Genomic DNA, 24,003 nt, shown 5'->3' on the forward strand with positions numbered 1-24,003 from the left:
ATAAAACCATATGACTAGGAGCAAAGACATGAAGAAAATACGAGTTTTACTAAGTGTTAGCTTATTATTATTGCTAACTGCTTGCAACGGGGAAGAATTAGAAGAAACCAAAGTCACTAGTGAAGAAGTTGTTGTAGAAGCTATAATTGATGATTCGCTCGTGGGCGTATATGAGTACATAAGTCCGATCCAAGAAGATACACCAGAAGAAGAGGTTTTATTGGAACTATCGAGTGACGGGAAGTTCGTGCACAGCCGAACTTATTATGAAGACGCTGATAAGGAAGGTATCGAATTCGCAGAGTCATCACTAGGATATGTCATGAAAGACGAAGGAGATCTTAATTCCTATCTCATTGATTCATCAGCAGATTTCAAGATTGAAACGTTGATAACAAAAAAAGTTTTCCAAAGTGAAGATGAAATGATGACTGCTATCGAAAATTACTCAGAAGAATATATTCCTTATTATGACAGAGAGTATGAAATTGCCGAAGATTACATTCATATCACATTGACTGCAACAGAAGAAACAATGAGTGGGCAACAAGAAGGAAATCAGCCGATACTAGAAACAATAGAAGAAGGTATCATGTTTGAAGGGAAATTATTCCAGAAACGATAAATAATTGAGAGAATGTCTAAAAAGCAGGGAGTATTTTATTCTGAAAAGAATGTTGCTTCCTGCTTATATTTATATGCTATAAAGAAGAGTGCTACAAAATCCACCTCTTCAATAAGTTGGAGTGTTTACATCTTTCTTGTCGAATCTCCCATTATTTAATATATAATGGAAGATATTCATCAACTCAAAAGGAGAAAAATAAACATGAAGGCACTCATTGTTTACGCACACCCAAGAAAAGAAAGTTTTTCATACGCACTATTAAATCGAGTAAAAAAGGTACTCGAGAAAAAGAACTATGAAGTAGAAGTGAGAGACTTATACGCAATGAATTTTAATCCTATTCTGGATGGACCGGACATGATCTATACCAATGAAGGTGATTTCGTTCGTGAAAATAATGAATACCCAGCAGATGTCAAAATCGAACAGCAGTTGATTATGGAAAGCGAGTTACTGATTTATCTATTCCCAATCTGGTGGAACGGTATGCCAGCCATCATGAAAGGATACATTGACCGGGTATTCCAACATGGTTTTGCCTATAGTTTTACCTCTGATGAACCTAAAAGACGATTCACAGGAAAACGGGCTTTATTTTTGACACCTACTGGTCAGCCGCAAAGTCTGACAGGTGAGGATACAAAGATTACCCAAGCCATTAAAACATTAACCTCTGAATGGTTGTTCAATAGTATTGACGTAGAAATTATTGACCATATCTTCTATGGCAGAGTGCCTTATCTCTCAAGGGAAGAGCTTGAAGATTATATAGAGGAAACAGAAGAAATTATTGACGCACGCGTTTAGGATGAATTTTACTTCATAATAAGTGGAAAAAGAAAAACATTCCAAAACAAGCAGCCTCCATATGGGGCTGCTTGTTCGATAATCTATGCCAATATTATTCTTCTTCAATTAAAACGGGAGCTTTTTGATTTTTTTGAGTATATAAGAAAACAGGAACACCCAACAGAGTCAAGACGATTCCCAATAAAGCGTTGAACGGCTGCGTCAGCAGAGTACTCATTAAAATAAACAAGCCTCCTGCAATTGCTACCAGCGGAATAAAGGGATAGAGCGGCACTTTGTAAGAGCGCTCAATTGCTGGTTTTCTTTTCCGCAGGATAATGACTGCCAGGAAAGTCATGGTAGAGAAAATCCATATAACGAATACAATCAAATCAGTCAGCTGATTGAACGAACCGGACAGCATCATCACGACAGAGATAGAAACAATCATTATGCCGCCATTCATTGGGACATAAGTTTTGGGATGCAAAACACCGAACCAGTCAGCAAAGGGAAGCAATCCTCTTTTTGCCAGTACATAGGGAATGCGTATAGCAGAAATGAAGTAGCCATTCATTGCACCAAAAACAGAGATTAAAATTCCAACCGTGATTAATTTGCCGCCAATACCTGGAAATAACTTTGAAGCAACGGCAGCTGCAGGTGTAGCAGTTCCTGCCAGAGTCGCACTATCGACTACAAAAAGATAGGCAACATTAATCGCTAGATAGACGGCCATAACGATGGAGAGTCCACCGACAATTACACGCGGCAATGTCTTCCCGGGATTTTTCATTTCTCCCGCCAACGTACCAACGTTCATCCAACCATCATAAGCAAAAAGGGTGGCAACCAGTGCCGAGCTAAGAGCAGTCAGGAAAGAATGGTCTTCTGAAACAAAAGGCATAAGGCTCTGTTGACCTCCTCCAGGATAAAGTAACCCAGCAATAATGATAATAAAAAGAGGAATAAGTTTCAGGAAAGTAGCGACATTTTGAATCCTGCTGCCATGCTTCGTTCCCATAAAATTCATGAGGGCTATAAAGAGGGCGGTCCCAATCGCAATGGGAATGATCAATTGATCACTTAACCCGAAAAGATTGATAACTTGCGTCGCAAAGATAATGGCCAAAGCCGCAAAGTTTGCTGGGAAATAAACAATCATCTGTGCCCATCCAGCCAGAAACCCCCAAATCTTTCCATATACTTTTTCCATATACAGCATTAATCCGCCCGATTCCGAGTAAATCGTGCCAATTTCAGCAACAGTCAGACCACCAGTGATGGTAATGATACCGGCAACAAACCAAGCCAACAGCCCGACACCCGGGGCCCCGCTAGCAGAATACACCGCTGTAGGCTTAAAGAAGACCCCCGCTCCAATTACAGTACCCACTAATACTGTCAGCGCAGTCAAGCCGCTGATACTTTTTTTCAATTCTGTTTTCTCCATGTTTTCTAATTCTCCTAAATTTCCTTTGTCAGCGATACATCCCTACATTCTAGGGACGAAAAAACGATTCGTCAAGAACTATTTCATAGCAGAATCAACAAATATGGCGCAGGCATTTTTATTGCCTGTGCTACCTGCCATGAATAGGCAAGAGAAGGGTTTTGATTTGCCGTCTCTGATTAAAAAAGGAAACACCGATATGAAAGATAACCTTCAGAAAAGTATTTTATGTTTCTTTTAGATCAAATGGAATGGAAAAGTGGGAAGGCCGAGCGATTCCTGCTGTCAAAAATACCTCCTTCACGTAATCAACTGCTAAGCCTTTCGTGAAGGAGGTATTTTTCTTTATATTCATTTTACATCTGTAAATCCTCTTAAAAATGATCGTCACAGCATTCTACTTCTGTCTTTCTAAGCTTTTTTATTTACGGAAGCATCAAAAATGCTATCAATTGCATCCTTTAATGCGGCGTTAAATTCCTCATCGGTCTGGTTGACGTTCAGGTCTTGGGAGAGAGCACGGGAGAAGCTGGCGATCAAACCATCATTTTCTTTCAGTTTTTCGTTTGCCTCATCCCTTGAATAACCGCCGGAAAGGGCCACGACCCGAAGAACATTTGGATGGTCAATGGTTTCTTTATAAGTATTAGCCACAGTAGGAATTGTCAACTTCAACATAACATGATCGTCTTCGTGTAAGGTATCCAGATTCCGCAGCAATTCTTCTTTCAGAATAGTCTCCACTTCATCTTTTTTCTCACTATAGATGTCGACTTCAGGTTCGATGATTGGCACAAGCCCCGCATCCAGAATCTGTCTGGCAACTTCAAATTGTTGCTCGACAACTGCCCGGATTCCTTCTGGGTTCAGCTCCTTGATGACCGAACGCATCTTGGTACCGAAAACTTGTCGTTCCTTCGCTTTAGCGAGAAGCTCCGCCAAACCGGGGATAGGCTTCATCAATTGAACACCGTTAGAAAGTTCAGCCAGTCCCTTGTCGACTTTAAGAAATGGAACAATTTCCTTCTTTTCCCACAAGAACTCCGAGCTGTACAAGTCTTGAATCTTGCTTTCCATCGTTTGCTCAAACAGAATGGCACCTAGAATTTGCTTGGAGTCAAACGAAGGCGATGTGATGATTCTAGTACGCATCTGATGGACCAGGTCAAACATTTCTTCTTCTGTTGAATACGCGTCTTCTTCAACACCATAAAGTTTCAAAGCTTTGGGCGTACTGCCGCCACTTTGATCCAAAGCTGCAATAAACCCTTCTCTATTCTGAATGACTTTTAACTGTTCTTGATTCATAGTGATTTTTCCTCCTCTTTCATTTGTACAAGCTATAACTATATTTAAAGTGTAACGTTAATCGAGGAAAATGAACAGCAAGAAGCCTTGAAAAAACTTTTCGGATGAACCCAGTTTGATTTTATAAAAGAGATTTCCTCTCCTAACAACTTAGCAGTGAATCAGCTTCCGATTTATTGCAACTTTCAACAGTTGCAAGCCTTATTTCATTTTCAACTGACGAATTTACCCCAAAAACAACAGTTGCAAGCAAAAATCTGTTTTCAACTGAGGAATAACTCCACACAGAAGGAAACCTATACAAAAAAAGATTCCACCGGATAGAATCCTTCAGTATGTTAAAACAATAAAAGGATGTCAGATGGTAACATCTAGTAAATAGGATTCAAAAGGGTCATCGAGAAATATTTGACACATATCACAAGTTTTTTATTTAATGATTTTGAAAGCACCATGTTACAATAAATTTTGAGACTGAGTAACAAAAAATATCTAATTAAAAGAAGAGGGAAAAACTATGTACAGCGGAAAAGATAAACAGTTCCATTGTGATAACTGTGAAAAAGTCATCGAAACAGGAGAAAAATGTTGGGTAAAGTGGGGATTTCCTCCCAGCCATCTAAGAACGCAGACGATGCCTGTTAAAGTGTTTGAATTTGAAAATGCTCCAATTATTTGTAGTGACTGTTCAAATAAAGATTTAAAGTTTTCCGATTTTTAGTTTTATTTGCGCATCATATTATTTTTTCTATGATAACTAAATTTAATATTACGATTAAAGCCACTTTAATTAAGAAAGACTAACTATAAGAAGTCAATAGAAAAGATTCATATTCTCTAAAAATAATTTTTTGTTGTATGAGAGATAAATAATGCACTAGAGGGCATACTAAATAAACCCAACAGTTGTTGTTTTTTAAAATTGATTATTGAATTTTGTAAGCTTCATTGTTCTTTAGAATCGCATGGACGATATAACAAAGCTTTCGAGCGACTGCGCCAACGGCAGTAAAGTGATGTTTTCCTTCCGATATTTTTTTCTGATAAAAAGCTTTTAGAGTCGGATCATGGTTTGACGCAACTAGCGCAGCTGAGAATAAGGCTTTTCGCAAGTAAGGCGAACCTCGTTTACTCATGACATTACGGGAGGCTTCGAACTCTCCAGACTGTGTGACAGAGGCATCAATTTCTGCATAAGCTACAAGTTTTTTAGGTGTACTGAAGCGGCTGATATCGCCAATTTCGCCTAGAATTGTGGCACCATTTGTATAGCTAATCCCAGGAATGGTGAGAATAACGGAATCTAACTGTTTCATTCGTTGTTCAATTTGTTGGTCCACTTCTTCCACTTGCGTTTCTAAAAACATTAATTGTTCAAGCATAGAACGAAGCTGAAAAAGATAAGCATCCTGAGCGAGAGTTATTCCGAAGGAATTAGCGGCAGCTTGTTTCAATTTTTCTGCTTTCTCTAATCGTAAGCGGCCCCGGCTCTTTTCAGATAAAAACTGGGCTAGTTTTTCTGTTGGAAGAGCATTAATCGCTTCAGGCGAGGATAGTTCATAAAGGACCTGTTTGGAAGCTTTTCCAAAAATTCCTTGTTTAGAAAATACTGTCTCGTATTCAGGAAATATTTGATCAATGACGGCAATAATTTTACGTTTAAAATCGCTAGCTGTTCCTTTTAAATAAGACCGATAACGTGCCAGTTGTTTTAATTCAAGTAAGGGCTCATCACTCAAAGCAGATTCACCAAAGGAACCATAACGAATTAAATCAGCAATTAAAACAGAATCAATTCGATCATTTTTTCGTTTTCGAATTTCAGTTCCTTTTCGCCAACCATCGGTTTGGATGGGATTAATGACATGAACTGTATATTGATTCGTATCAAGGAATGAAAACAAGGCTAACCAATAATGGCCTGTGGCTTCCATAACAATAGAAAAGTTACCAGGATCTATTGAAAAGCGATTAAGCTGTTGGAGGAGTTGTTCACCGCCTTCTGTTGTGTTTTTAAAGGAAAAGCCTTTCAGCAAGATTTTTCCAGTGTCAGACATAATAGAAGCAGCGTGTGTACGTTTTCCAATATCAATACCAAGATAAAACATCATAAACACCTACTTATATAAATTTTGGATTGGTAGGACCACTCATCTGAAAAGCACCACTGCCTTGTGGTAAATACGGAGTAATATCATAAAGATATTCAACATCTAACTTATACGTAGATTGCTTAACAGAGAGAGATCAGTCTTTCGATTACGAGTTCATGGGACCCAAGGAAGATACGATCCAACCTCTCAATCCATTAAACAAATTATCCCATGAAAGAGATAAAAGAAACTATTGGTTTCTAGGGTCACCCACAGAAAAACCGGAAGGTAAAAACCCTAAATATAATATACAAGTAAAATTAAATAAACAAAATTGAAATCCTAGAAAGTAGTGAGATTGCTGCTTTCTAGGATTTTTTTGATGGAAATTTGTAAGAATAGCGTCGACTTCTTAGGGTAACCCTTCTATCCTCACAATTGATCTAAAAAAATATATATGAACTGAATCGACTGGTTTAGCAGCAATTATCCGTCTTCAAAGTAATAGTTAGGATGTCCATTTATAGAAGGAAAATCAAAGTAAACTTAGTCTTCGTTACGTTCACCCCAATTTTTCTAAAGTTTGTTTATATAGCTCAATAATTTCTTCACGACTAATTTTATCTTGATTATTTTTATACCAATGGACGGATTGAATCGTGATCCCCATAATAATTTGTCCTTTGTATTCATTCATCATTGTTATATCACTATTATCCTCGCCTGTGTTTACATGGTTTCTTAACATACGCTGCCCATACTCTTGAACACTTTCTAACTCTACAATAATGTCCGCATTCATTTGAAGACTGAAAATGAGATATAGCAAATTATCAAATTGGTTTAGTAGTTGTTCGAAAACCAAAATAAAAAAGTTATCTTCTTCATTCTCTAAATTTTGAAACGCACGATCAAAAATTATATTCATTTTATGCTTAATGAAAAAAGTTAGAAAATCATATTTGTCTAAAAAATGTTTGTAAAAAGTTGGGCGTCGGATCATCGCTTCATCGCATAATTCCTGCACTGAAATTTTCTCAAATTCCTTTTCATGTAACAATTTCTCAAAAGCTTCGATAAGTGATATATATGTTTTTTGAATTCTTAAATCTAAATTTTCCACTTTAAAAACCTACTCCTTCATAATTAATTAACATTTCAACCCTATCTGTTAATTAATTAACAGATGCAAAATTATGTCTCTTGTTCTAGATTTCTATTCAAGTATAATCGTTAATGTGGCAAATGTAAATAAAGAAACAAATGTTAAATAACTATCAAATGAATAATAAATGAAAGTAGGTAAACGAATGTCAGTAATCGAAGTAAAACATGTTACAAAAGATTATGGCCAGGGTCGAGGTATCTTTGATGTTTCTTTTGAAATTAAGAAAGGTGAAGTCTTTGGATTCTTAGGACCAAATGGGGCAGGAAAGACAACAACTATTCGTCATTTAATGGGTTTCATTCAACCAGATGAAGGCGAATTGTATATTAACGGAAAAGATACTTGGAAATCAACTGCACTGATCAAACATGATGTCGGCTATTTACCAGGGGAACTTGCCTTCCCAGATTATATGACTGGTGATCAATTCATTGAGTTTATGGCAGAAGAACGCCATATTTCTGATATGTCACGAACAGAGGAATTAAAAAAGCTTTTTGAATTAGATACATCAGAAGAGATAAAAGAAATGAGTTTAGGAGATAAAAGAAAACTAGCTGTCGTTACGGCTTTTATGCATAATCCAAACGTATTAATTTTGGATGAACCAACTTCAGGATTAGATCCAGTTATGCAAGAACGTTTTATTGAGTTTATATTGAATGAAAAGGCAGATGGAAAGACTATTCTGTTATCCAGTCATATTTTTAGTGAAGTTGATGCCACGTGTGATCGGATTGCGATTATTAAAGATGGTATGGTTGTTTCAATGATTGAAGCTGATCAACTGAAAAGAAATACGCATAAGGCCTTCAAAATAGAATTTTCAAGCTTTGAAGATTATGAAAAGTTTTTAGGAAAGACAGCATTTGCAATTCCAGTTAAACGACCAAACCAAAACCAAGTAAAAATGAATTTGACGGATGAAAAAATGCAACAATTATTTACAGAATTGAGTGAAGTGAATGTAAACTTTATTTCTGAAATTAAATTTACACTCGAAGATTATTTCATGGATTTCTATGATCGTAAGAAGTCAGTTTCTGACGGGGAGGAGAACTTACAATATGGTATATATTGATATAAAACATTTAACAAAGGACTATAAAAAAGGTCGCGGCGTTTTTGATATCTCTTTAGAAATTGAAAAAGGAGAAGTCTATGGTTTTGTTGGGGTTAATGGAGCAGGAAAGACCACAACTATACGCCATATGATGGGCTTTATTAAACCAGATGAAGGCAGTGTTACAATTCAAGGACTTGATGCGACAAAAAGTAGTGCGGAAGTGAAGCGTTATGTCTCTTATATTCCTGGAGAGATTAATTTTCCAGGAAACACGAGTGGTGAAGAGTTCTTGAAGGAACAAATTTATTTATCTGGAAGAGGTAGCTGGGGACGTGCCAAAGAATTGAGTGAACAACTCCAGTTAGATGTCACGGCAAACGTGCACTCAATGAGTAAAGGGATGAAACAAAAAACGGCAATTGTTTCAGCTTTAGCTTCGGATGCGGATATTTTAATTATGGATGAACCCACAACAGGTTTAGATCCTTTGATGCGTGATGTTTTTATTGACCTTTTAAAAGAAGAAAAAGAAAAAGGAAAGACTATTTTTATGTCGAGCCATATTTTCCAAGAGGTTGAAGAAGTTTGTGATCGTGTCGCGGTCATTCAAGAGGGCAAGATAATAGAAGTCGTTAACATGAAAAATATTCGCTACAACAAAAATAAAGAATATCGAATGGAATTTAAAACCGAAGAAGACTTTAAACGATTTATTGGTTTGGGGTATCAAATCAGTAAAGTAAAAGCAGAGGATTTACAAATCTTTGTTCAAATTCATGATGAACATATTAATGAATTAATTCAAACTTTAAAAGATTTTGATTTAGTTTATTTCAAAGAAATTAAAGTTCATTTTGAAGATTATATTACTGAAGTATTCAAGGAGGAAAAATAAATGATATCAAAACCAATATTTAAACAAAGTCTACAATCGAACTGGAAGCTATGGTTGATCATAACAATTGTTGCGTCAATGATCATCTCTGGTTTCATAATAAGCTATGATGCGGCAGGTTACGCTTCAATTGCGGAAGCTGCTGAAGGGACAGCTTTTTCTAATATCTTATCCACTCTAACGAGTCTATTAGGGAGTTTAGAAAACTTTTATAAATTGATTGCTGTCATTCTTGGGATTGTTTATGTAGTATTTACCGCAAATAATCTTGTGGTTAATGAGGTAGATTCAGGATCTATGGCTTACACTTTGTCAACACCTATTAAACGTTCAAGTGTTATTTTTACAAAATCACTTTACTTAATCCTTTCTGTTGTATTAATGTATACCGTCATTTCACTAGCAGGGTTGACCGCTTCGCAATTGAATTATAACAATGTGACGGGTTATGCGATAAATGAGGATGTTGAAGCAGCAGCTAAAATGTTGAACCACGATGAAGATTATTGATCCGAGCGACTTTATCTAATTCAAGAAGATGAAGATGTTATGCGTGAAGCCGCTATTGCACGAGATATGGATACTGAAGCTTATGCGATTTATTTAGAAGATGTCATTCGTGAGCGTTCTTTTGAAGAAGCGGCAGAAATTATTACAGACGAGCGTTACGACATTTATGATGATGACGATGATATGGAAGATGAAGATATCGAAATTACGATGGAAGAATTAATGGAAGATCCAGGAATGATTCTAGATAGTAACGATGCCCTAGCTGCTGGTGCGCGTGTTTACGGTCTTTCAACAAATGATTATCGTAAAATTGTTCTAGATGAAATGAATGACCTTGAGAGTTCAGAAGAAGTCGAAGAAGAAGCAGCAGAAGAAGAGCAAGAACCACAACCAACTGCTTCACAAGAAGCGACAACACCTCAAAGACAGCTAACTGAAGACAATGCGGAGCTTCTGCTTCAAACAGTCATCGACTCATCCGCAACAGCTTTAAACTTAAGTAGTGATCAAGTAAGTGAAAACTTAACATTACTTAAAGATGCGGAAGCCTTAGTCTTATCTACACAAACAACCGGATTAAATGAAGAACAAATTACATCAATGGCCAATCATGCGATGGTGTCTTCCGCTAGATCGGTTGATAAAGCTTTAGAATTTGATGTTGAAACGTATCTATGGTTAAGTCTGGGGCTACTATTATTAATTCTTGCAATGAGTTCAATAGCGTTCTTCGCATCAACATTGTTTAACCGTACAGGAATGGCGTTAGCAATCGGAGGCGGTATACCTTTTGCATTCTTCCTAATTACCATGATTCAACAATTAATGGATAGTGCCGATGGTCTTGAATATATAACAATAACCACACTTTTTGACACAGATGCAATTCTTGCCGGTGGAGAATTTGGCTGGGGACTTGTTGCTTTAGGGATCATTGCTTTAGTTTTATATACTCTATCTCATATTATCTTTACGAAAAAGGATTTGCCTCTTTAATCATTATTTATTCTAACAAGACAGTTTGTGTATAAGAACTCAAGCGTATAATGAGGAGGTGAATGCTATAAAATAGACATTCGAATAGAATTATAGAAGATAGTACAAGAAGAATATTACAAATAAAATAATTTTTTCACATTTTAAGGCGTTTTATTTGTATATATTCTAAACAAGCGATACCATAATAATGGAACAAAATATAAGGAGGAAGATATATATGGCAAGTCAAGAAGTCAAGGATTATTTGAATACAGTGGTGGCTACTCAAGGACAATTCTATATTCGCCTGCATCAGTTTCATTGGTATGTAAAAGGATCTCATTTTTTTACACTTCATGAAAAATTTGAAGAGTTATATGATGAGACAACAGAAAACCTAGATAAGGTTGCAGAACGATTACTAGCAATTGGTGGCGAACCATATGCAACACTTCAAGAATTCATTGACCACTCAGTCATTGAGGAAAAAGTCGAAGACAAAAACCTTTCACAAGATGAAATGGTTGAAGCAGTTGTAGTAGATTTAGAAATCATTACCAATTCTCTACAAGAGGGTGTTGAATTAACTGAAGAGCACGGAGACTCCCCTTCAAATGACATGTTAATTGCCATGAAAGAAGGCGTGGACAAACATATTTGGATGCTGAAAGGTTACTTAGGCAAACCAGTGGACGCATAATCACCATATAAAAATAAAATAGTTGAACAAGAAAGCACTAAGAGTCTTTAAATATTTTTAGTGCTTTTTTGAAGTGAAGCTTATAAATTGACACTTTAGAAGCAGAGATGTAGAACACATTTGAAACTACACATGTAGACGAAAAGAATAAGAAAGAAGGAATATTGATGAATAAATATGCACGTTTCGGACTTATGATTTTGACTTCTACGGTTATTATGTATTTTATGATGTTTGTGAATGTTAATGAGTATGACCATGTTCAAATAAGTCAAACGCGTATTTACATGGCAGTAATGATGGGTGCGATTATGGCGATTATTATGATGGGCTTTATGTGGAAAATGTATGACAACAAAAAATTAAATACAGTGATATTAGTTCTTTCAGTAGTTCTTGCAATCGGGTCTTTTGGTTTTATTCAAACACAAGCTGGAGTAGATGATACAGCATGGATGAAAGCAATGATTCCCCACCATTCAACTGCTATTTTGACGAGTGAAAATGCTAATCTATCAGATCCTCGTGTACAACAATTAAGCGAAGAAATTATTCAAGCACAAGAAGAAGAAATTGCTGAAATGGAGCGTTTGATTAAAGAACTAGAAGAAAACAATGAAGAATAATTTTTTTCATATAGTAACCGTTTAGAAGATATAAAGAGGTCTCTACTATTAACGTAATCAACTTACTTTCTATTTTTTTTAAAAAATATAAATTCATAACTCAATAAATTAATAACAAGTTATAATGGTAAGCAAAAGGATGTTACTAACTGTAAAAGCGATAAAGGAGGGATTTTTTATTTTACTCTTACTCATTGTGATCGGTCTTGTATTATTCCTTTATTTTCAAAGAAACCAAACAAATATTAACTCTCAAAGAAAAATACATGACGCAATAGATATACTCGATGAACGTTATGCCAGAGGCGAAATCGACGAAGAAGAATACACTCAAAGGAAAAAGATACTGAGGGGTGATTAAATGCATCGCTATTGGATGAATGACTTTTATGATTTTATGGATCCAAACTCACCAATGGGCGGGTGGGGTGGATGGTTTATCGTTTATGATTTGGTAAAACTCCTGATTATCATTGCTGCTATCATTATAATCGTGCGTTTATTGACAAATAGTTTTCATAAAACAGACCAAGGAAAGCATAATAAAGCTATTGACATTCTCAAGGAACGTTACGCTCGTGGAGAAATTGATGAAGAAGAATATCGAGAGAAAATGGAAAAATTAAATAAATAAAAATTTTACAGGAGGCAATAATAATGAATCTCGTTTATGAAAAAAGTACCAATAAAACTTTAGAGGAAGCGTTAAAAGCACTAGAAGAAAATTTGAAAGAAAACAATTTTGGTATTCTCTGGCAGTTGAACTTTAAAGACAAACTAAATGAAAAAAATTTAGAATTTCAAGATGATTTTGTCGTACTAGAAGTTTGCAATCCTGAACAAGCTCAGGAAGTTTTAAATAAAAATATTCATATTGGTTATGCTCTCCCTTGTAAAATGGTTGTCCGAACTGAAGGAGAACAGACTTATATCGGTATGGCTAGCCCGAATGTGTTAATCGGCTTATTTGACGAGCCGGAATTGAAAGAAGTGGCTCAAAAAGTAGAAGTAACTCTTAAAAAGGCTATTGAAGCTTCGGTTTAGATCACTTAAAGAAAGGAAGAGGGCAATGTTTTATGGGAAAAATCTGCAAGTAGTCCGAATGCTACACGGCCTTTCTCGTAAGGAACTCGGAGAAAGATTGAATGTATCCGAACAATCTATATGGCAGTTTGAAAAGCAAATGACGGAACCATCATTCGAAAACATTTTACAATTAGGAGAAATTTTACAAGTAAAAACAGCTTTTTTCTTTGAAAAGTTTCGTATCTCAAAGACTTTCTCTGAAAATAATGTAGCATACCGAAAAGCAGATGTTTCTTCTAGAAAAAAGACTAATAGTGAAGTAGTTTATTTAAATGTGGTTTCAGAAGTAATTGATTATTTAGAAAGTTTTTTAAATGTTCCGCCAAATACTTTGATAACTTTGAGAGAGAGAGTTGGAGAGTATTTGTTTGGGGAATTAACGAATGAAAAAATAGAGTTGATTTCTTCAGTTGCTCGAGATTTTTTAGATATTCAGCCACACAATACTAATCTTTTATTAGCATTAGAAAAATCAGGTATCCATGTTCTAGAAAAAAATGTTGGTGGGAAAGCAGATGCATATAGTGCATGGTCCACCAAAGAGGTTCCAGTGATTGTACTTGGAATTAAAAAATCAGCTGTAAGAAGAAATTTTGATTTAGCGCACGAATTGGGACACTTACTGCTACATCCACATATAGACTTTCTTACGTTAGAAAAAAATGAACGCCAACAAACGGAACGAGAAGCAGATTACTTTGCTTCATGTTTTCTTTTACCATCACAAATGGTAAGCAAAGATTTTAAAGAAATTAAAAAAATATCCAATCCAGAAAGCTACATTCCTTTAAAGTCAAAATACAATGTTTCTATTCAAGCTCTTGAAATGAGAGCTTATAAATTAGGGTTCTTGATACCCAAACAGCATAGTTATTTTTATCGCCAAATTTCTATAAAAGATTACAAAGTGGAAGAACCTTTAGATAGAGAAATTACCTTAAAGCGGCCAGGGAAGATTCGAAGTATTTTCCATTTGATTTTAAGTAATCAAATTACCAATCTGGGAAGCATTGAAGAACATTTTAAAATGGAAAGAAGATTAATAGAAGAGATGTTTTCAATCGAACCAGATTTCTTCATTCCTTATGAAAAACAAGAAGCCTTTACATCCTTTAATAATGTATTGAGACCGAAGTTTGGTGCAATATAGAGATTAGCAACGATTGACCGAGTTAAATAGAGACCACCTTATCGTAAGTTAAGGTGGTTTTTTCTACCTAAAAAATATGAAATCGAAATGATCTTCATTTGAAGGATTTTAGAATTGAGCTTATATCAATTCTAAACAGTTGCAAGGCCAACTTCAATTATGACTGCTGTATTTTGCATAAAAACAACAATTGAAAGCAAGAATCTGTTTTCAACTTGTGTTAGACTAAATATTGGTGACAGAAAAAAACAACGTTTCCGTACTACATGGCTTCTGTTTCAATGTTCTTTCTCCCTTGTGATTGTCTATTATTTTCTCTACCTTTTTTCGTCGCTTTTTTAGATTCCGTGTCCGTATTCTTGACAGAGCTCCAAAAAATTCATTATTATCTCTTAAATTTATATGTATAAATGTTACCATTATAGAATGTTTCAAAATAACCTAAAATTTTTTCTTCTCCATTTATTAGCACTTTAGTAATTGCTTTGGACTTTAAAAGTGCTCCTTCCTCTATTTGCAAAATACTTTTTTGTTCAATAGTGGGTAGCACTGCTTCCATTTCTAACTCACTGCCGATAATAGTATAATTCAATGACCTTAAATATTCATAAAAAGAACTATCCAAGGCGTCTAAGCTAAGAGTAGGTAAAACTTCTGCTGATACGTAACTATAATTTAAAGCGATAGGTATTTCATTTCCAGTTCTCAATCTAACAAAAAAATGAAGCATAGTGTCTTCTTTAATATTCATTTTTTGAGAAATCTCAGGTATTTCATTAGAATTAATCAATTTATAACTTAATAGCTGTGAACCTGGCTTAAGACCTATGGATTTCATATCTTCAGTAAAACTAGATTGTTCCTCCAAGGATTTAACAACGTGAGAGGAAGTCACAAAACTTCCTTTTCCCGAAATTCTCGTAATATGTTTCTTCTCTACAAGCTTGTTTAACGCTTTGTTTATTGTCATTCTGCTAAAACCAAATTTTTCTACTAACTGTTCTTCTGTTTCAATTTGATCTCCGACTTTTAATTCTCCACTATCAATCTTCTGAAGTAGATAGTTAACCACCTGACTGTATTTAGGTATTTTCCCCATAGAACGCATTTTCCTTTCTGTAATGATATATAGAACTTTAAAATATTTGTATATGGTTAATACATTTTTTTATATCTACATTTATTATAATGTATATACTTGATTTTAACAGTAAAAATCAACTAATACTTCTGTATTAATTAATTTTTATTAATTTAGCGATTATTTACACCATAAATAGTTCTTAAATTTTCTTATTTCTTTTTCTTTATTAGTTTTTACAACAAGCATTTAAGCTAATCTTAGAAACATTAAAAATTAATTTGTATATGGTTATTGCATTTTTTTTACTCTTGATGTATTACAATGTATATACATTGATAGGGAGGTATTCTTACAATGTTTTAAAATTGAAAGAGTAAGAGGATGTGGGAGGAGGATCAAAAATTGTGGATGTTCATTTGTAATATTTACTTTTAGAAATGAGAGGGCTTACTTACGATTTTGAATACAGTAATCACGAATTTGTCTTTTAGAGAACCAAATAATTCATTAGAAAAGAACAAATAGAATATCTATAGTAATAAAAAGTTATATAGCTACTAGTGAATTTTATTTTTTGAAATGAGAAAACAAAGTAAAGTATATACATTTAATTGAAGGTTAAACGTATATAAATGTATACAAGGAGTGAATACAATGAAAATGATTGATTACATATATGATCAACCTAATCGATTAAAAATGATATCAAATATGAAAGATGAATTTTGTAAGCCACTCGTTGAGTATTGCATTTCATTTGAGCCACCTGTGCGGAGAAATGAGCCAATTGTTGCGGAGTTTTGAGCCACCGAGTGCGAATAAAAAGGCCATCTAAATAATTTTATTCTAAAATAAGACTTTCTGTATAATATACCTCATGCCGTAGGCATAAAAATATTATATAGGAGGTCTATTTTTAATGATTCGATATCGAAAAATATTGGAAATGCATTTTAATGGCATATCCCAACGAACCATCAGTACCAGTCTTGGTAATTCTAGAAATACAGTTTCCAGCATCATCAAAAAAGCTGAAAGTTTGGGTCTTGTTGATTTGAGTGATACCCATACTGATCAATGGCTGGGAGGATTTCTGTTTCCCGAGAAGCAAGCTGTTGAAAAAGGCTACTTCCCACCAGATTGGGAGGATGTCCATAAAGAGCTTCAGAAGAAGAATGTGACGCTCAAGCTTCTTCATCTTGAGTATACTGATCGAGCGCGCAATGGTGGTAAAATCCCCTACGCATATCGAACATTCGCTGAGAAATACGGACATTATGCTAAAAAGTACAAAGCTACGATGCCCATCAGAAGAAAGCCAGGAGAGATTATGGAAGTGGACTGGGCTGGGAGTACCCTGGTCATCACCGACCGAGCAGCCGGAGAAAAACTTGAGGTGTATATCTTTGTGGCGACATTGCCGTATAGTCAATATAGCTATGTGGAAGCGTTCCTTGATATGAAGTCTTCGAGTTGGCTGACGGGACATATCCATGCCTTCGAACATTTTGAGGGGGTTCCAGAATCACTGGTGCCTGATAACTTAAAAACAGGCGTTATTAAAGCACGTGGAAGCGAGCCAATCATTAATGAGGCTTACCGTGAATTAGCCGATCACTATCGTACTGTAATCGTACCTAGTCGAGTAAAAAGACCGAAAGATAAGCCTAGCGTTGAAGGAACCGTAGGGTTCGTCTCTAGGCAGATTATTGCGGCTTTGAGAAATTATCAGTGTTTCGATATCCATGACTTAAACAAACAAATCCTTAGTAAATTAGATGCAATCAATAAAGAATCTTTTCAAAAGCGTCCGGGTTCGCGAGAAAGTGTGTTTAACGAAGAAGAGAAGTCCTACCTTCTGCCCCTTCGTCCCACACGTTTTAAGTTATCGGAATGGAGAATAGCCATCGTTCAACCGAACTACCATATCCAAATTGAACGCATGTATTATTCCGTTCCATATGAATATATCCAGAGCGAGGTTCATGTCCGCCTCTCCAAGGATTTAATTGAAGTATACTTTAACGATACCCGAATTGCATCTCACAAAAGATTGATGGGAATGGTCGGACAGTATGCAACGCTCCCGGAACATATGCCTGATAACCATCGGTTGTTCTTGGAACATACACCGGAAAGCAGCCGTGAATGGGCTGAAAAAATCGGTTCGAATATGCTTGAGATGGTCGAATTTCTATTGAAAAATAGCTCTGATAAAAAAGCGCTTAATCAGTTAATGAGTTTACGAAGCCTGACGCGCAAATACGCAATAGAAGAATTGGAACTTGCCGCTCAAAACATTTTGGTCGCTTCGTCTAATCCAACAGTGAGTGTGTTCAAGACCATACTTGTCCGAAACAAAAAAAGGTTGAAGGCAGAGGAAAGTGATACTTTGACATCTTTAAAAACAAATGAAGCATACGGCTTTGTACGCGGCGCAAACTACTTTGGAGGTAAAAAATAATGTTGAATGAAGAGACAGTTCGTAAATTAACCGAGATGAGAATGAGCGCAATGGCAGAGTCCTATAGTGATCAGATGACGAACACAGGTTACCAAGATATGGCATTTGAGGATCGTTTTAATCTACTCGTTGACCATGAATATTCACATCGTAAATCGAATACCCTACAAAGATTAATCAAACAAGCACATTTCAGTGAACCACTTGCAGCTATTGAGGACATCGAATATCATCCCGATCGTCATTTAGATAAAAATCTAATACTCGAATTAGCCACCGGCAATTATATACAGAAAAATCTCAACATCGTTCTTATGGGAGCCTCTGGTAACGGAAAAACATGGCTATCAAACGCCTTCGGTGTTCAAGCATGCCGTCAACACTACAAAGTTAAATATGTAAGGCTTCCCGAAATGATGGACGAATTTATCGTTGCTAAAAACGAAGCAGACGGAAGTTTCCGTAAACTTATTAACAAATATAAGAAAATCGAGCTTCTCATTATTGATGAGTGGCTTTTGACCACACTTCCTCAGGAACACGTTTATACATTATTTGAAATCATTGAAGCACGCTTGAAAAGAACTTCCACTATTTTCTGTTCGCAAACAGCACCAGAAGGATGGTATGAAAAATTAGGAGATGCACTTGTAGCTGATGCTATCTTAGATAGAATCGTTCATGATTCGTATAAAATTTTAATTGATGGAGAAGTCTCTATGCGCGAACGTCATGGATTGGGAGCATTCAGATGATTCCAATAGACGTAGGAAATCGAATTGCCCGCTACTATTTCCATAATTTTCTTTCCACTCAAATGATGAAAGATTTGGAAGGTATCCCTATTTCTTATTATTTAGGTGAGTAAGAGCCTTCGGCTTATGAGATTGTCCAAATCGAAATCATGTTTGTTAAGGATTCACTAGAACATTAATATGAAGACCACTAGCCGTACTTCGATGCTAGTGGTCTTCTATTACGCACTCTGTGGCTCTTCTCCCCGCATTTGATGGTTCATTTCTCCGCACAGGTGGCTTAATTCGGATGCAATATTCACTCGTAAGTCTAATCAAAGAACATCCTATAAAAAGGATATATTTAACAGGTTCGGGGACTAGTTATCATGCTGCACTTTTAATGAAAATGTATTTTGACAAATATACTGATTTTGAAACTTCGGTTTCTATACCTACTTTCTTCTCTCGCTATGAACGGATGAGTAAAAATTATAGTGAAGAAGAAACTCTGCTTATTGCAATATCTCAGTCAGGGACTTCTAGTTCTACCATTAATGCTATAAAAAAAGGAAACTTATGGGATATTCATACAGTAGCATTAACAGAAGATATGAACAGTTTAATTACTAAAGAGGCTAAATTATCTATTCATTTAAACTGTGGTAGAGAAGAGATCCCCATTGAGACGAGGGGATATACTGCTACAGTATTCACATCATTGTTGTGGGCTATTGAGATAGGCAAGCAGGTAGGAAATCTGTCGGAAGAGGAATACAAGGATATACAGACACATTTAGAAGAAGATATTAATAAAATGAATATCGCAATGGAAGAAATTGAAGAATGGTATGAAAAAAATAAATATGAACTAATTTCAATGGAAAAAGGAGCGATTGCAGGCTATGGCTACAACTATGTAACAGCACTGGAAGCATATTTGAAATTATATGAAACCTTTCATCGGCCCTTGTCAGCACATGAATTGGAAGAACTGTTGCATGGGTATGAAATGGCTTTTGATTGTAAACAATATATATTCCTTATTGCATCTAAGGGAGAAGAAATTGAAAGTATAGACAGGTATAGAGAATTTCTGAATGAATTAACGCAACACCATTTTGTAATAACAAATGAAAGGCTAGAACTGAAGGATAGAGATTTGTATTTATCTTCTTCTGTTAGTGAAGATTTTAGTCCGATCTTGTTTATTCTTCCATTTCAGATTCTAGCAGCCAGAAACTGTGAAGCAATCGGGTATGACACCTCTGTATATCCTCACAAAACGAGAAGCTTTTCTCATATAAGATAAGTTATTTTTAGTTTTAATGTTTATTTTCTACATCTAAAAGGAGGCAAAGCATGAGAAACATTTTAATTGCTACCCATAGCGGCTTAGCACAAGGTTTTTATGAATCGGTAAAATTCTTTAATAACGAGGCTGAGAATATCCATTATATTAACGCCTATGTTGAAAACAACGATTTTGAAGAAGAATTTCTAATAAAAGTTGAGGAATTATCAGGTTCTACCTTGTTTGTATTTACCGATATTCCGGGTGGAACAGTAAATAGGATTGCATCAAAATACATTTCTAAATACGGTTATAAGGTAATTAGTGGGATAAACTTAGCTATTATTTTAGAAATAGCACTAAGCACTGAAGAGCTCCCTGAAGAGAGCATTGAAAATATGATCGCTTCATCGAGAGAACAATTAATTTTTATGAATCCATTAATGGAAGGGTTAGAAAAGGAGGAAGTTAAAAATGATTAGTTTGCTAAGAGTAGATGACCGCCTGGTCCACGGGATGGTAGCAGTTTCCTGGACAAGTGCGCTAAAACCAGATTGTATATTGGTAGCGAATGATGCCGCAGCAAAAGATACATTTATGTCTATGACAATGAAAATGGCTAAACCAGCTGGGGTAAGTTTGATTATTAAAAGCATGGAAGAAGCTATAGAAATTCTTAATAGTGGAAAACACAGTAATAAAAAGTTTTTTATAGTAACTGAGAGCGTAGAAGATGCCTATAAAATTAGTGAGGAGGTCAAAGACCTTAAGAGCGTAAATATTGGTACCGCAGGAATTAAAAAAGAAGAGAAATTGACTGCCACATTGCCTCAAATAATGATGACAAAAGAAGATTTTGAATATGCAAGAAAGCTACATGAAAAAGGGATCGATGTTTTTGCACAGGTAACGCCTTCTTTGGAAAAAATGAATTACGCAGGAATTGCAAAGGCTTTTAATAATATCTAATTAAAAGGAGATGAAACTCAATGATTCAAGGAATTATCGTTGCATTAATCGCTGCAGTTATCTATATGGAAAGCCGAATCGGCGGACAGCATATGTTGGATAGACCGATCATTATAGGTCCATTAGTGGGCCTAGCTATGGGAGACTTCAATGCAGGTCTAATAATTGGGGGTCAATTAGAATTAGTCTGGATGGGACTTGTCGGAATTGGTACCTCTACTCCTCCTGACGTGGTTGTAGGATCTGCTTTAGCGACTGCACTAGCAATCCAAACAGGTGCGGATTATCAAACAACCTTAGCATTAGCGATTCCTATTGCTCTACTTGCTCAAATGGTAGCCATTGGAGTCGGAATACTAAATACTACATTTGCCCATTATGCAGATAAACAAATTGAAAAAGGAAACTGGAAAGGCATTGCAGTTGGAAACTGGACTGGCTCTTTAGTATATTTCTTATCTAAATTCTTGATGGTTTTCATTGGATTTATGGTGGGAGGAAATGCGATTACCGCTATTGTCAATAATATTCCCCAAGTCATTCAATCTGGATTAGGACAATCAGGTAACCTGCTTCCAGCTTTAGGGATTGCGATGTTAATGCAACTAACGTTTGATAAAAAGTATGCAGCATTTCTGTTCTTGGGATTTGCTTTAGTAGCATTCTTCGATATAAACACGATAGGCGCTGCTGTGATGGGAGCAATTTGTGCCTATATTTATTATCAATTTAAACCAATGGAAGGGGAATTATTCTAATGGCAGAGGGAATAGAGAAAAATACTTCGAATAAATTAACCAAAAAGGAACTAATGAGCGTTTATCTAAGACACTATCAATTGTTGGGTTGTTTTAATTACGAGCGTCAAATGTCTACCGGATTTGGGTGGGCAATGACTCCAGTAATCAAAAAGCTATACAGCAATAACGAAGAAAAATTAAAAGAAGGTTTCAAACGTCACTTAGAATTCTTTAACTGTGCAACCACGACTTCCCCATTCATTCTCGGGATTAGTTGTGCGATGGAAGAACAATATGCAAATTCTGAAGAAGGAGAATTTGAAGTATCTTCCATTAATTCAGTAAAAGCAGCTTTGATGGGTCCGCTTGCTGGTATAGGAGACTCATTTTTCTGGGGGACATTCCGAGTAATTGGTGTGGGGATTGGTGCACCATTAGCTATTCAAGGGAATATATTAGGACCACTACTCTATTTTCTAATCAATGTCATTCCTAGTGAACTAATTAGATGGTTTGGATTTAAAGCGGGTTATAAAGGTGGTAGTGAATTTTTAACAAAAATCAGCGCTGACGGTACACTGCAAAAATTAACAGAAGCCGCAAAAGTCTTAGGGCTTGTAGTAATAGGTGCAATGATCGCAGCAATGGTCAACGTTAATGTACCTGCCATTATTAATCTTAACGGCGCAGAAGTGAATATCCAAGAGACGCTGGACTCTATTTTACCTAAAGGCTTACCTTTATTACTTACCTTTGGCTGTTACGGACTTTTGCAGAAAAAAATTAGTGGAACATGGATAATGTTTGGTTTACTCCTATTAGGGATTATCGGAGTTGCTCTAGGTATTTTAGGATAGATGGGATAAAGGAGAGGAAACTATGAAAAAAGAAGAAATCATTGCTAGTCTAAAAGATGGATTAATTGTTTCTTGTCAAGCAGTTCCAGGCGAACCCCATTATATGGAAAATATTACAGTTAAAATGGCTGAAAGTGCTGAATGGGGAGGCGCAGTAGGGATAAGAGCCAATTCTCCAGAAGACATAGAGAAAATTAAGCGAGTTGTAGATCTTCCAATCATCGGTATTTGGAAAATTGATAGAAATATAAAGGATGTTTATTTAACTCCAAATTTAGATGCAGCTAAGAAACTTTGGGATGCTGGAGCAGAAATTATTGCCGTCCAAGCAACAAAACATAAAAGAGATGATGGAAAGTATTCTTACGAGACGATAAAAGAAATCAAGAAAGAGATTCCAGAAGCTTTAATTTTTGCAGATATTGCGACTCCAGAAGACGCAGTTATTGCAGCTGAAAATGGTGCTGATTTTGTAGCCCCGACGCTGCAAGGATATACAAAGGCTGGTTATTTTGACAATGTGACGATTAAAGATGTGCCAGATTTTATTTTGCTACGAGATATTGTTGATGCAGTAAAAGGTACAGATACGAAAGTTATTATGGAAGGAAAAGTTTCAACTCCTGAAATTGCAGTTCAATGTCTATATATGGGAGCGCATGCAGTAGTTGTAGGTAACGCTATTACTCGTCCCCATATTACTGCTAAACGTTTTGCACGGATGTTGAAGAGATACCATGAATAAGTACTGGATGCCTACCTTATTCTTGATTAGTATTATTGCTAGTTTCTTATATAAAAAATATATTACAAAAAGATATTTATTTCTTTTAATGAAGCATAAAAAGAATCAGGAAGAGAAAGAATATATGGATTTGCTGGATTCTCTTCCTATGAAGCTATATTTTTCCTCCATAACATTAATGGTACTCAAAATAAAGTACTATGTAGACACTAATGAATTTCGTCACGTAAAAGAAATAAGCGAACAATGGATGGCATCTAATGAGAAAAATAAAGGATTGACTCAGGTTTTATTACCTGTATATGCCTATTACGTAAATTATGGATATAAAAATGATGCAATAAACGTATATAACTTTTTGATGAATCGAATAGATGAAGAAGAGGATGGTAAGTTATATGCTGAACTGAATGACTTAAAAGCAATCTATATCGATCATGACAAAAAATATATCAGCATACTAGAAGAAAAAATAAAGAAAGCGCGTTCTACTTCAGAAATGGCAGTATTGAATTTCCGTCTTGCAAAGTTATATGAGTTTATTGGGGAAATAGGAGAAGCAAGAAAGTTAATAAGAAGATTAAAAGATTTAGGCATTTCAGAAGAAGAAACAAAAGTATTAGATAGCTTATTACAAAAATAAAGAGTTTTGTGTTAAAGGAG

The 24,003-nt window shown here is 35.6% G+C and carries 27 protein-coding genes; 22 read left to right on the forward strand and 5 right to left on the reverse strand.

Features of this window, described 5'->3' with window-relative positions; genetic code table 11:
* Positions 1–28 precede the first annotated feature (28 nt).
* On the forward strand, positions 29–625 hold the full coding sequence (locus tag EJN90_RS09525) for a hypothetical protein (RefSeq protein WP_126110677.1): 597 nt from the start codon (positions 29–31) through the stop codon (positions 623–625).
* Positions 626–829: 204 nt separating this feature from the next.
* Positions 830–1,435: an NAD(P)H-dependent oxidoreductase gene (locus EJN90_RS09530; RefSeq protein ID WP_126110679.1), complete on the forward strand. Its 606-nt coding sequence runs from the start codon at positions 830–832 to the stop codon at positions 1,433–1,435.
* 94 nt (positions 1,436–1,529) lie between these two features.
* Here the strand turns inward: EJN90_RS09530 and EJN90_RS09535 are convergent, their stop codons facing one another.
* The 4 genes from EJN90_RS09535 to EJN90_RS09555 all read right to left on the reverse strand — a co-directional run bounded on the left by EJN90_RS09535 (position 1,530) and on the right by EJN90_RS09555 (position 7,394).
* Positions 1,530–2,870 carry an APC family permease gene (locus tag EJN90_RS09535; RefSeq protein ID WP_126110681.1) on the reverse strand — a complete coding sequence of 447 codons (1,341 nt, stop codon included), beginning with the start codon at positions 2,868–2,870 and terminating at the stop codon, positions 1,530–1,532.
* Positions 2,871–3,281: 411 nt separating this feature from the next.
* Positions 3,282–4,178, reverse strand: a complete 897-nt coding sequence (locus EJN90_RS09540; protein ID WP_126110683.1) for a fructose bisphosphate aldolase — start codon at positions 4,176–4,178, stop codon at positions 3,282–3,284.
* Between the two features lie 926 nt (positions 4,179–5,104).
* Positions 5,105–6,286: an IS110 family RNA-guided transposase gene (locus EJN90_RS09550; RefSeq protein ID WP_126112410.1), complete on the reverse strand. Its 1,182-nt coding sequence runs from the start codon at positions 6,284–6,286 to the stop codon at positions 5,105–5,107.
* Positions 6,287–6,833: 547 nt separating this feature from the next.
* Entirely contained in the window at positions 6,834–7,394 is a 561-nt protein-coding gene (locus EJN90_RS09555; RefSeq protein ID WP_126110687.1) for a TetR/AcrR family transcriptional regulator, read from the reverse strand.
* 187 nt (positions 7,395–7,581) lie between these two features.
* Between EJN90_RS09555 and EJN90_RS09560 the strand changes: the two genes are divergently transcribed.
* The 10 genes from EJN90_RS09560 (at position 7,582) to EJN90_RS09600 (ending at position 14,453) form a co-directional block, all read left to right on the forward strand.
* Positions 7,582–8,520 carry an ABC transporter ATP-binding protein gene (locus tag EJN90_RS09560; RefSeq protein WP_126110689.1) on the forward strand — a complete coding sequence of 313 codons (939 nt, stop codon included), beginning with the start codon at positions 7,582–7,584 and terminating at the stop codon, positions 8,518–8,520.
* Positions 8,507–9,400, forward strand: coding sequence for an ABC transporter ATP-binding protein (locus EJN90_RS09565; RefSeq protein WP_126110691.1), 894 nt, complete (start codon positions 8,507–8,509; stop codon positions 9,398–9,400). The genes EJN90_RS09560 and EJN90_RS09565 overlap by 14 nt, the downstream gene beginning before the upstream one ends.
* A complete protein-coding gene (locus tag EJN90_RS14045) occupies positions 9,401–9,910 on the forward strand; it encodes an ABC transporter permease subunit (protein WP_227872492.1) in 510 nt (169 codons plus the stop codon).
* 39 nt (positions 9,911–9,949) lie between these two features.
* Positions 9,950–10,909 (forward strand): hypothetical protein, encoded by a 960-nt coding sequence (locus EJN90_RS14050; protein ID WP_227872493.1) that lies wholly within the window; start codon positions 9,950–9,952, stop codon positions 10,907–10,909.
* Positions 10,910–11,129: 220 nt separating this feature from the next.
* Positions 11,130–11,591: a Dps family protein gene (locus EJN90_RS09575; protein ID WP_076767045.1), complete on the forward strand. Its 462-nt coding sequence runs from the start codon at positions 11,130–11,132 to the stop codon at positions 11,589–11,591.
* 167 nt (positions 11,592–11,758) lie between these two features.
* On the forward strand, positions 11,759–12,217 hold the full coding sequence (locus tag EJN90_RS09580) for a DUF305 domain-containing protein (protein ID WP_126110693.1): 459 nt from the start codon (positions 11,759–11,761) through the stop codon (positions 12,215–12,217).
* Positions 12,218–12,356: 139 nt separating this feature from the next.
* Positions 12,357–12,578 (forward strand): SHOCT domain-containing protein, encoded by a 222-nt coding sequence (locus tag EJN90_RS14180; RefSeq protein ID WP_227872494.1) that lies wholly within the window; start codon positions 12,357–12,359, stop codon positions 12,576–12,578.
* Positions 12,579–12,851 (forward strand): SHOCT domain-containing protein, encoded by a 273-nt coding sequence (locus EJN90_RS09590; RefSeq protein ID WP_227872495.1) that lies wholly within the window; start codon positions 12,579–12,581, stop codon positions 12,849–12,851.
* A 23-nt stretch (positions 12,852–12,874) separates the two neighbouring features.
* Positions 12,875–13,261 (forward strand): DUF302 domain-containing protein, encoded by a 387-nt coding sequence (locus EJN90_RS09595; protein ID WP_126110697.1) that lies wholly within the window; start codon positions 12,875–12,877, stop codon positions 13,259–13,261.
* A gap of 25 nt (positions 13,262–13,286) precedes the next feature.
* Positions 13,287–14,453, forward strand: coding sequence for a spr1629 family repressor/antitoxin (locus tag EJN90_RS09600; protein ID WP_126110699.1), 1,167 nt, complete (start codon positions 13,287–13,289; stop codon positions 14,451–14,453).
* A 385-nt stretch (positions 14,454–14,838) separates the two neighbouring features.
* Here EJN90_RS09600 and EJN90_RS09605 read toward each other — a convergent pair whose 3' ends face one another.
* The gene (locus tag EJN90_RS09605; RefSeq protein ID WP_164544054.1) at positions 14,839–15,552 is read right to left on the reverse strand and encodes a GntR family transcriptional regulator; all 714 of its coding nucleotides are present in this window, start codon (positions 15,550–15,552) and stop codon (positions 14,839–14,841) included.
* Between the two features lie 645 nt (positions 15,553–16,197).
* Between EJN90_RS09605 and EJN90_RS13895 the strand changes: the two genes are divergently transcribed.
* From EJN90_RS13895 to EJN90_RS09650, 10 genes are all read left to right on the forward strand, one after another.
* Entirely contained in the window at positions 16,198–16,341 is a 144-nt protein-coding gene (locus EJN90_RS13895; protein WP_164544055.1) for a hypothetical protein, read from the forward strand.
* A 115-nt stretch (positions 16,342–16,456) separates the two neighbouring features.
* Positions 16,457–18,001, forward strand: a complete 1,545-nt coding sequence (istA, locus tag EJN90_RS09610; RefSeq protein WP_126110703.1) for an IS21 family transposase — start codon at positions 16,457–16,459, stop codon at positions 17,999–18,001.
* Positions 18,001–18,756: an IS21-like element helper ATPase IstB gene (gene istB / locus EJN90_RS09615; protein WP_126110705.1), complete on the forward strand. Its 756-nt coding sequence runs from the start codon at positions 18,001–18,003 to the stop codon at positions 18,754–18,756. The genes istA and istB overlap by 1 nt, the downstream gene beginning before the upstream one ends.
* A 289-nt stretch (positions 18,757–19,045) precedes the next feature.
* Positions 19,046–20,047: an SIS domain-containing protein gene (locus EJN90_RS09620; protein ID WP_126110707.1), complete on the forward strand. Its 1,002-nt coding sequence runs from the start codon at positions 19,046–19,048 to the stop codon at positions 20,045–20,047.
* 50 nt (positions 20,048–20,097) lie between these two features.
* Positions 20,098–20,511: a PTS sugar transporter subunit IIA gene (locus EJN90_RS09625; protein ID WP_126110709.1), complete on the forward strand. Its 414-nt coding sequence runs from the start codon at positions 20,098–20,100 to the stop codon at positions 20,509–20,511.
* Positions 20,504–20,998: a PTS sugar transporter subunit IIB gene (locus EJN90_RS09630; protein WP_126110711.1), complete on the forward strand. Its 495-nt coding sequence runs from the start codon at positions 20,504–20,506 to the stop codon at positions 20,996–20,998. Before EJN90_RS09625 ends, EJN90_RS09630 begins: the two co-directional genes overlap by 8 nt.
* A gap of 20 nt (positions 20,999–21,018) precedes the next feature.
* Complete coding sequence (locus tag EJN90_RS09635) at positions 21,019–21,756, forward strand: PTS mannose/fructose/sorbose/N-acetylgalactosamine transporter subunit IIC (RefSeq protein ID WP_126110713.1); 738 nt, start codon at positions 21,019–21,021, stop codon at positions 21,754–21,756.
* Entirely contained in the window at positions 21,756–22,595 is an 840-nt protein-coding gene (locus EJN90_RS09640) for a PTS system mannose/fructose/sorbose family transporter subunit IID (RefSeq protein ID WP_126110715.1), read from the forward strand. Before EJN90_RS09635 ends, EJN90_RS09640 begins: the two co-directional genes overlap by 1 nt.
* Before the next feature lie 22 nt (positions 22,596–22,617).
* Positions 22,618–23,340, forward strand: coding sequence for an N-acetylmannosamine-6-phosphate 2-epimerase (locus EJN90_RS09645; protein ID WP_126110717.1), 723 nt, complete (start codon positions 22,618–22,620; stop codon positions 23,338–23,340).
* Entirely contained in the window at positions 23,333–23,983 is a 651-nt protein-coding gene (locus EJN90_RS09650; RefSeq protein WP_126110719.1) for a hypothetical protein, read from the forward strand. Before EJN90_RS09645 ends, EJN90_RS09650 begins: the two co-directional genes overlap by 8 nt.
* Positions 23,984–24,003 lie beyond the last annotated feature (20 nt).

The sequence above is a fragment of the Jeotgalibaca ciconiae genome (assembly GCF_003955755.1).
Classification (GTDB): Bacteria; Bacillota; Bacilli; order Lactobacillales; family Aerococcaceae; genus Jeotgalibaca; species Jeotgalibaca ciconiae.

Bases quoted from the DNA above. Each gene is read 5' to 3' on its own strand.
- EJN90_RS09525 (WP_126110677.1), top strand. From the start codon at position 29: ATGAAGAAAATACGAGTTTTACTAAGTGTTAGCTTATTATTATTGCTA.
- EJN90_RS09530 (WP_126110679.1), top strand. From the start codon at position 830: ATGAAGGCACTCATTGTTTACGCACACCCAAGAAAAGAAAGTTTTTCA.
- EJN90_RS09535 (WP_126110681.1), bottom strand. From the start codon at position 2,870: ATGGAGAAAACAGAATTGAAAAAAAGTATCAGCGGCTTGACTGCGCTG.
- EJN90_RS09540 (WP_126110683.1), bottom strand. From the start codon at position 4,178: ATGAATCAAGAACAGTTAAAAGTCATTCAGAATAGAGAAGGGTTTATT.
- EJN90_RS09550 (WP_126112410.1), bottom strand. From the start codon at position 6,286: ATGTTTTATCTTGGTATTGATATTGGAAAACGTACACACGCTGCTTCT.
- EJN90_RS09560 (WP_126110689.1), top strand. From the start codon at position 7,582: ATGTCAGTAATCGAAGTAAAACATGTTACAAAAGATTATGGCCAGGGT.
- EJN90_RS09565 (WP_126110691.1), top strand. From the start codon at position 8,507: ATGGTATATATTGATATAAAACATTTAACAAAGGACTATAAAAAAGGT.
- EJN90_RS14045 (WP_227872492.1), top strand. From the start codon at position 9,401: ATGATATCAAAACCAATATTTAAACAAAGTCTACAATCGAACTGGAAG.
- EJN90_RS14050 (WP_227872493.1), top strand. From the start codon at position 9,950: ATGCGTGAAGCCGCTATTGCACGAGATATGGATACTGAAGCTTATGCG.
- EJN90_RS09575 (WP_076767045.1), top strand. From the start codon at position 11,130: ATGGCAAGTCAAGAAGTCAAGGATTATTTGAATACAGTGGTGGCTACT.
- EJN90_RS09580 (WP_126110693.1), top strand. From the start codon at position 11,759: ATGAATAAATATGCACGTTTCGGACTTATGATTTTGACTTCTACGGTT.
- EJN90_RS14180 (WP_227872494.1), top strand. From the start codon at position 12,357: ATGTTACTAACTGTAAAAGCGATAAAGGAGGGATTTTTTATTTTACTC.
- EJN90_RS09590 (WP_227872495.1), top strand. From the start codon at position 12,579: ATGCATCGCTATTGGATGAATGACTTTTATGATTTTATGGATCCAAAC.
- EJN90_RS09595 (WP_126110697.1), top strand. From the start codon at position 12,875: ATGAATCTCGTTTATGAAAAAAGTACCAATAAAACTTTAGAGGAAGCG.
- EJN90_RS09600 (WP_126110699.1), top strand. From the start codon at position 13,287: ATGTTTTATGGGAAAAATCTGCAAGTAGTCCGAATGCTACACGGCCTT.
- EJN90_RS09605 (WP_164544054.1), bottom strand. From the start codon at position 15,552: ATGGGGAAAATACCTAAATACAGTCAGGTGGTTAACTATCTACTTCAG.
- EJN90_RS13895 (WP_164544055.1), top strand. From the start codon at position 16,198: ATGATTGATTACATATATGATCAACCTAATCGATTAAAAATGATATCA.
- istA (WP_126110703.1), top strand. From the start codon at position 16,457: ATGATTCGATATCGAAAAATATTGGAAATGCATTTTAATGGCATATCC.
- istB (WP_126110705.1), top strand. From the start codon at position 18,001: ATGTTGAATGAAGAGACAGTTCGTAAATTAACCGAGATGAGAATGAGC.
- EJN90_RS09620 (WP_126110707.1), top strand. From the start codon at position 19,046: ATGCAATATTCACTCGTAAGTCTAATCAAAGAACATCCTATAAAAAGG.
- EJN90_RS09625 (WP_126110709.1), top strand. From the start codon at position 20,098: ATGAGAAACATTTTAATTGCTACCCATAGCGGCTTAGCACAAGGTTTT.
- EJN90_RS09630 (WP_126110711.1), top strand. From the start codon at position 20,504: ATGATTAGTTTGCTAAGAGTAGATGACCGCCTGGTCCACGGGATGGTA.
- EJN90_RS09635 (WP_126110713.1), top strand. From the start codon at position 21,019: ATGATTCAAGGAATTATCGTTGCATTAATCGCTGCAGTTATCTATATG.
- EJN90_RS09640 (WP_126110715.1), top strand. From the start codon at position 21,756: ATGGCAGAGGGAATAGAGAAAAATACTTCGAATAAATTAACCAAAAAG.
- EJN90_RS09645 (WP_126110717.1), top strand. From the start codon at position 22,618: ATGAAAAAAGAAGAAATCATTGCTAGTCTAAAAGATGGATTAATTGTT.
- EJN90_RS09650 (WP_126110719.1), top strand. From the start codon at position 23,333: ATGAATAAGTACTGGATGCCTACCTTATTCTTGATTAGTATTATTGCT.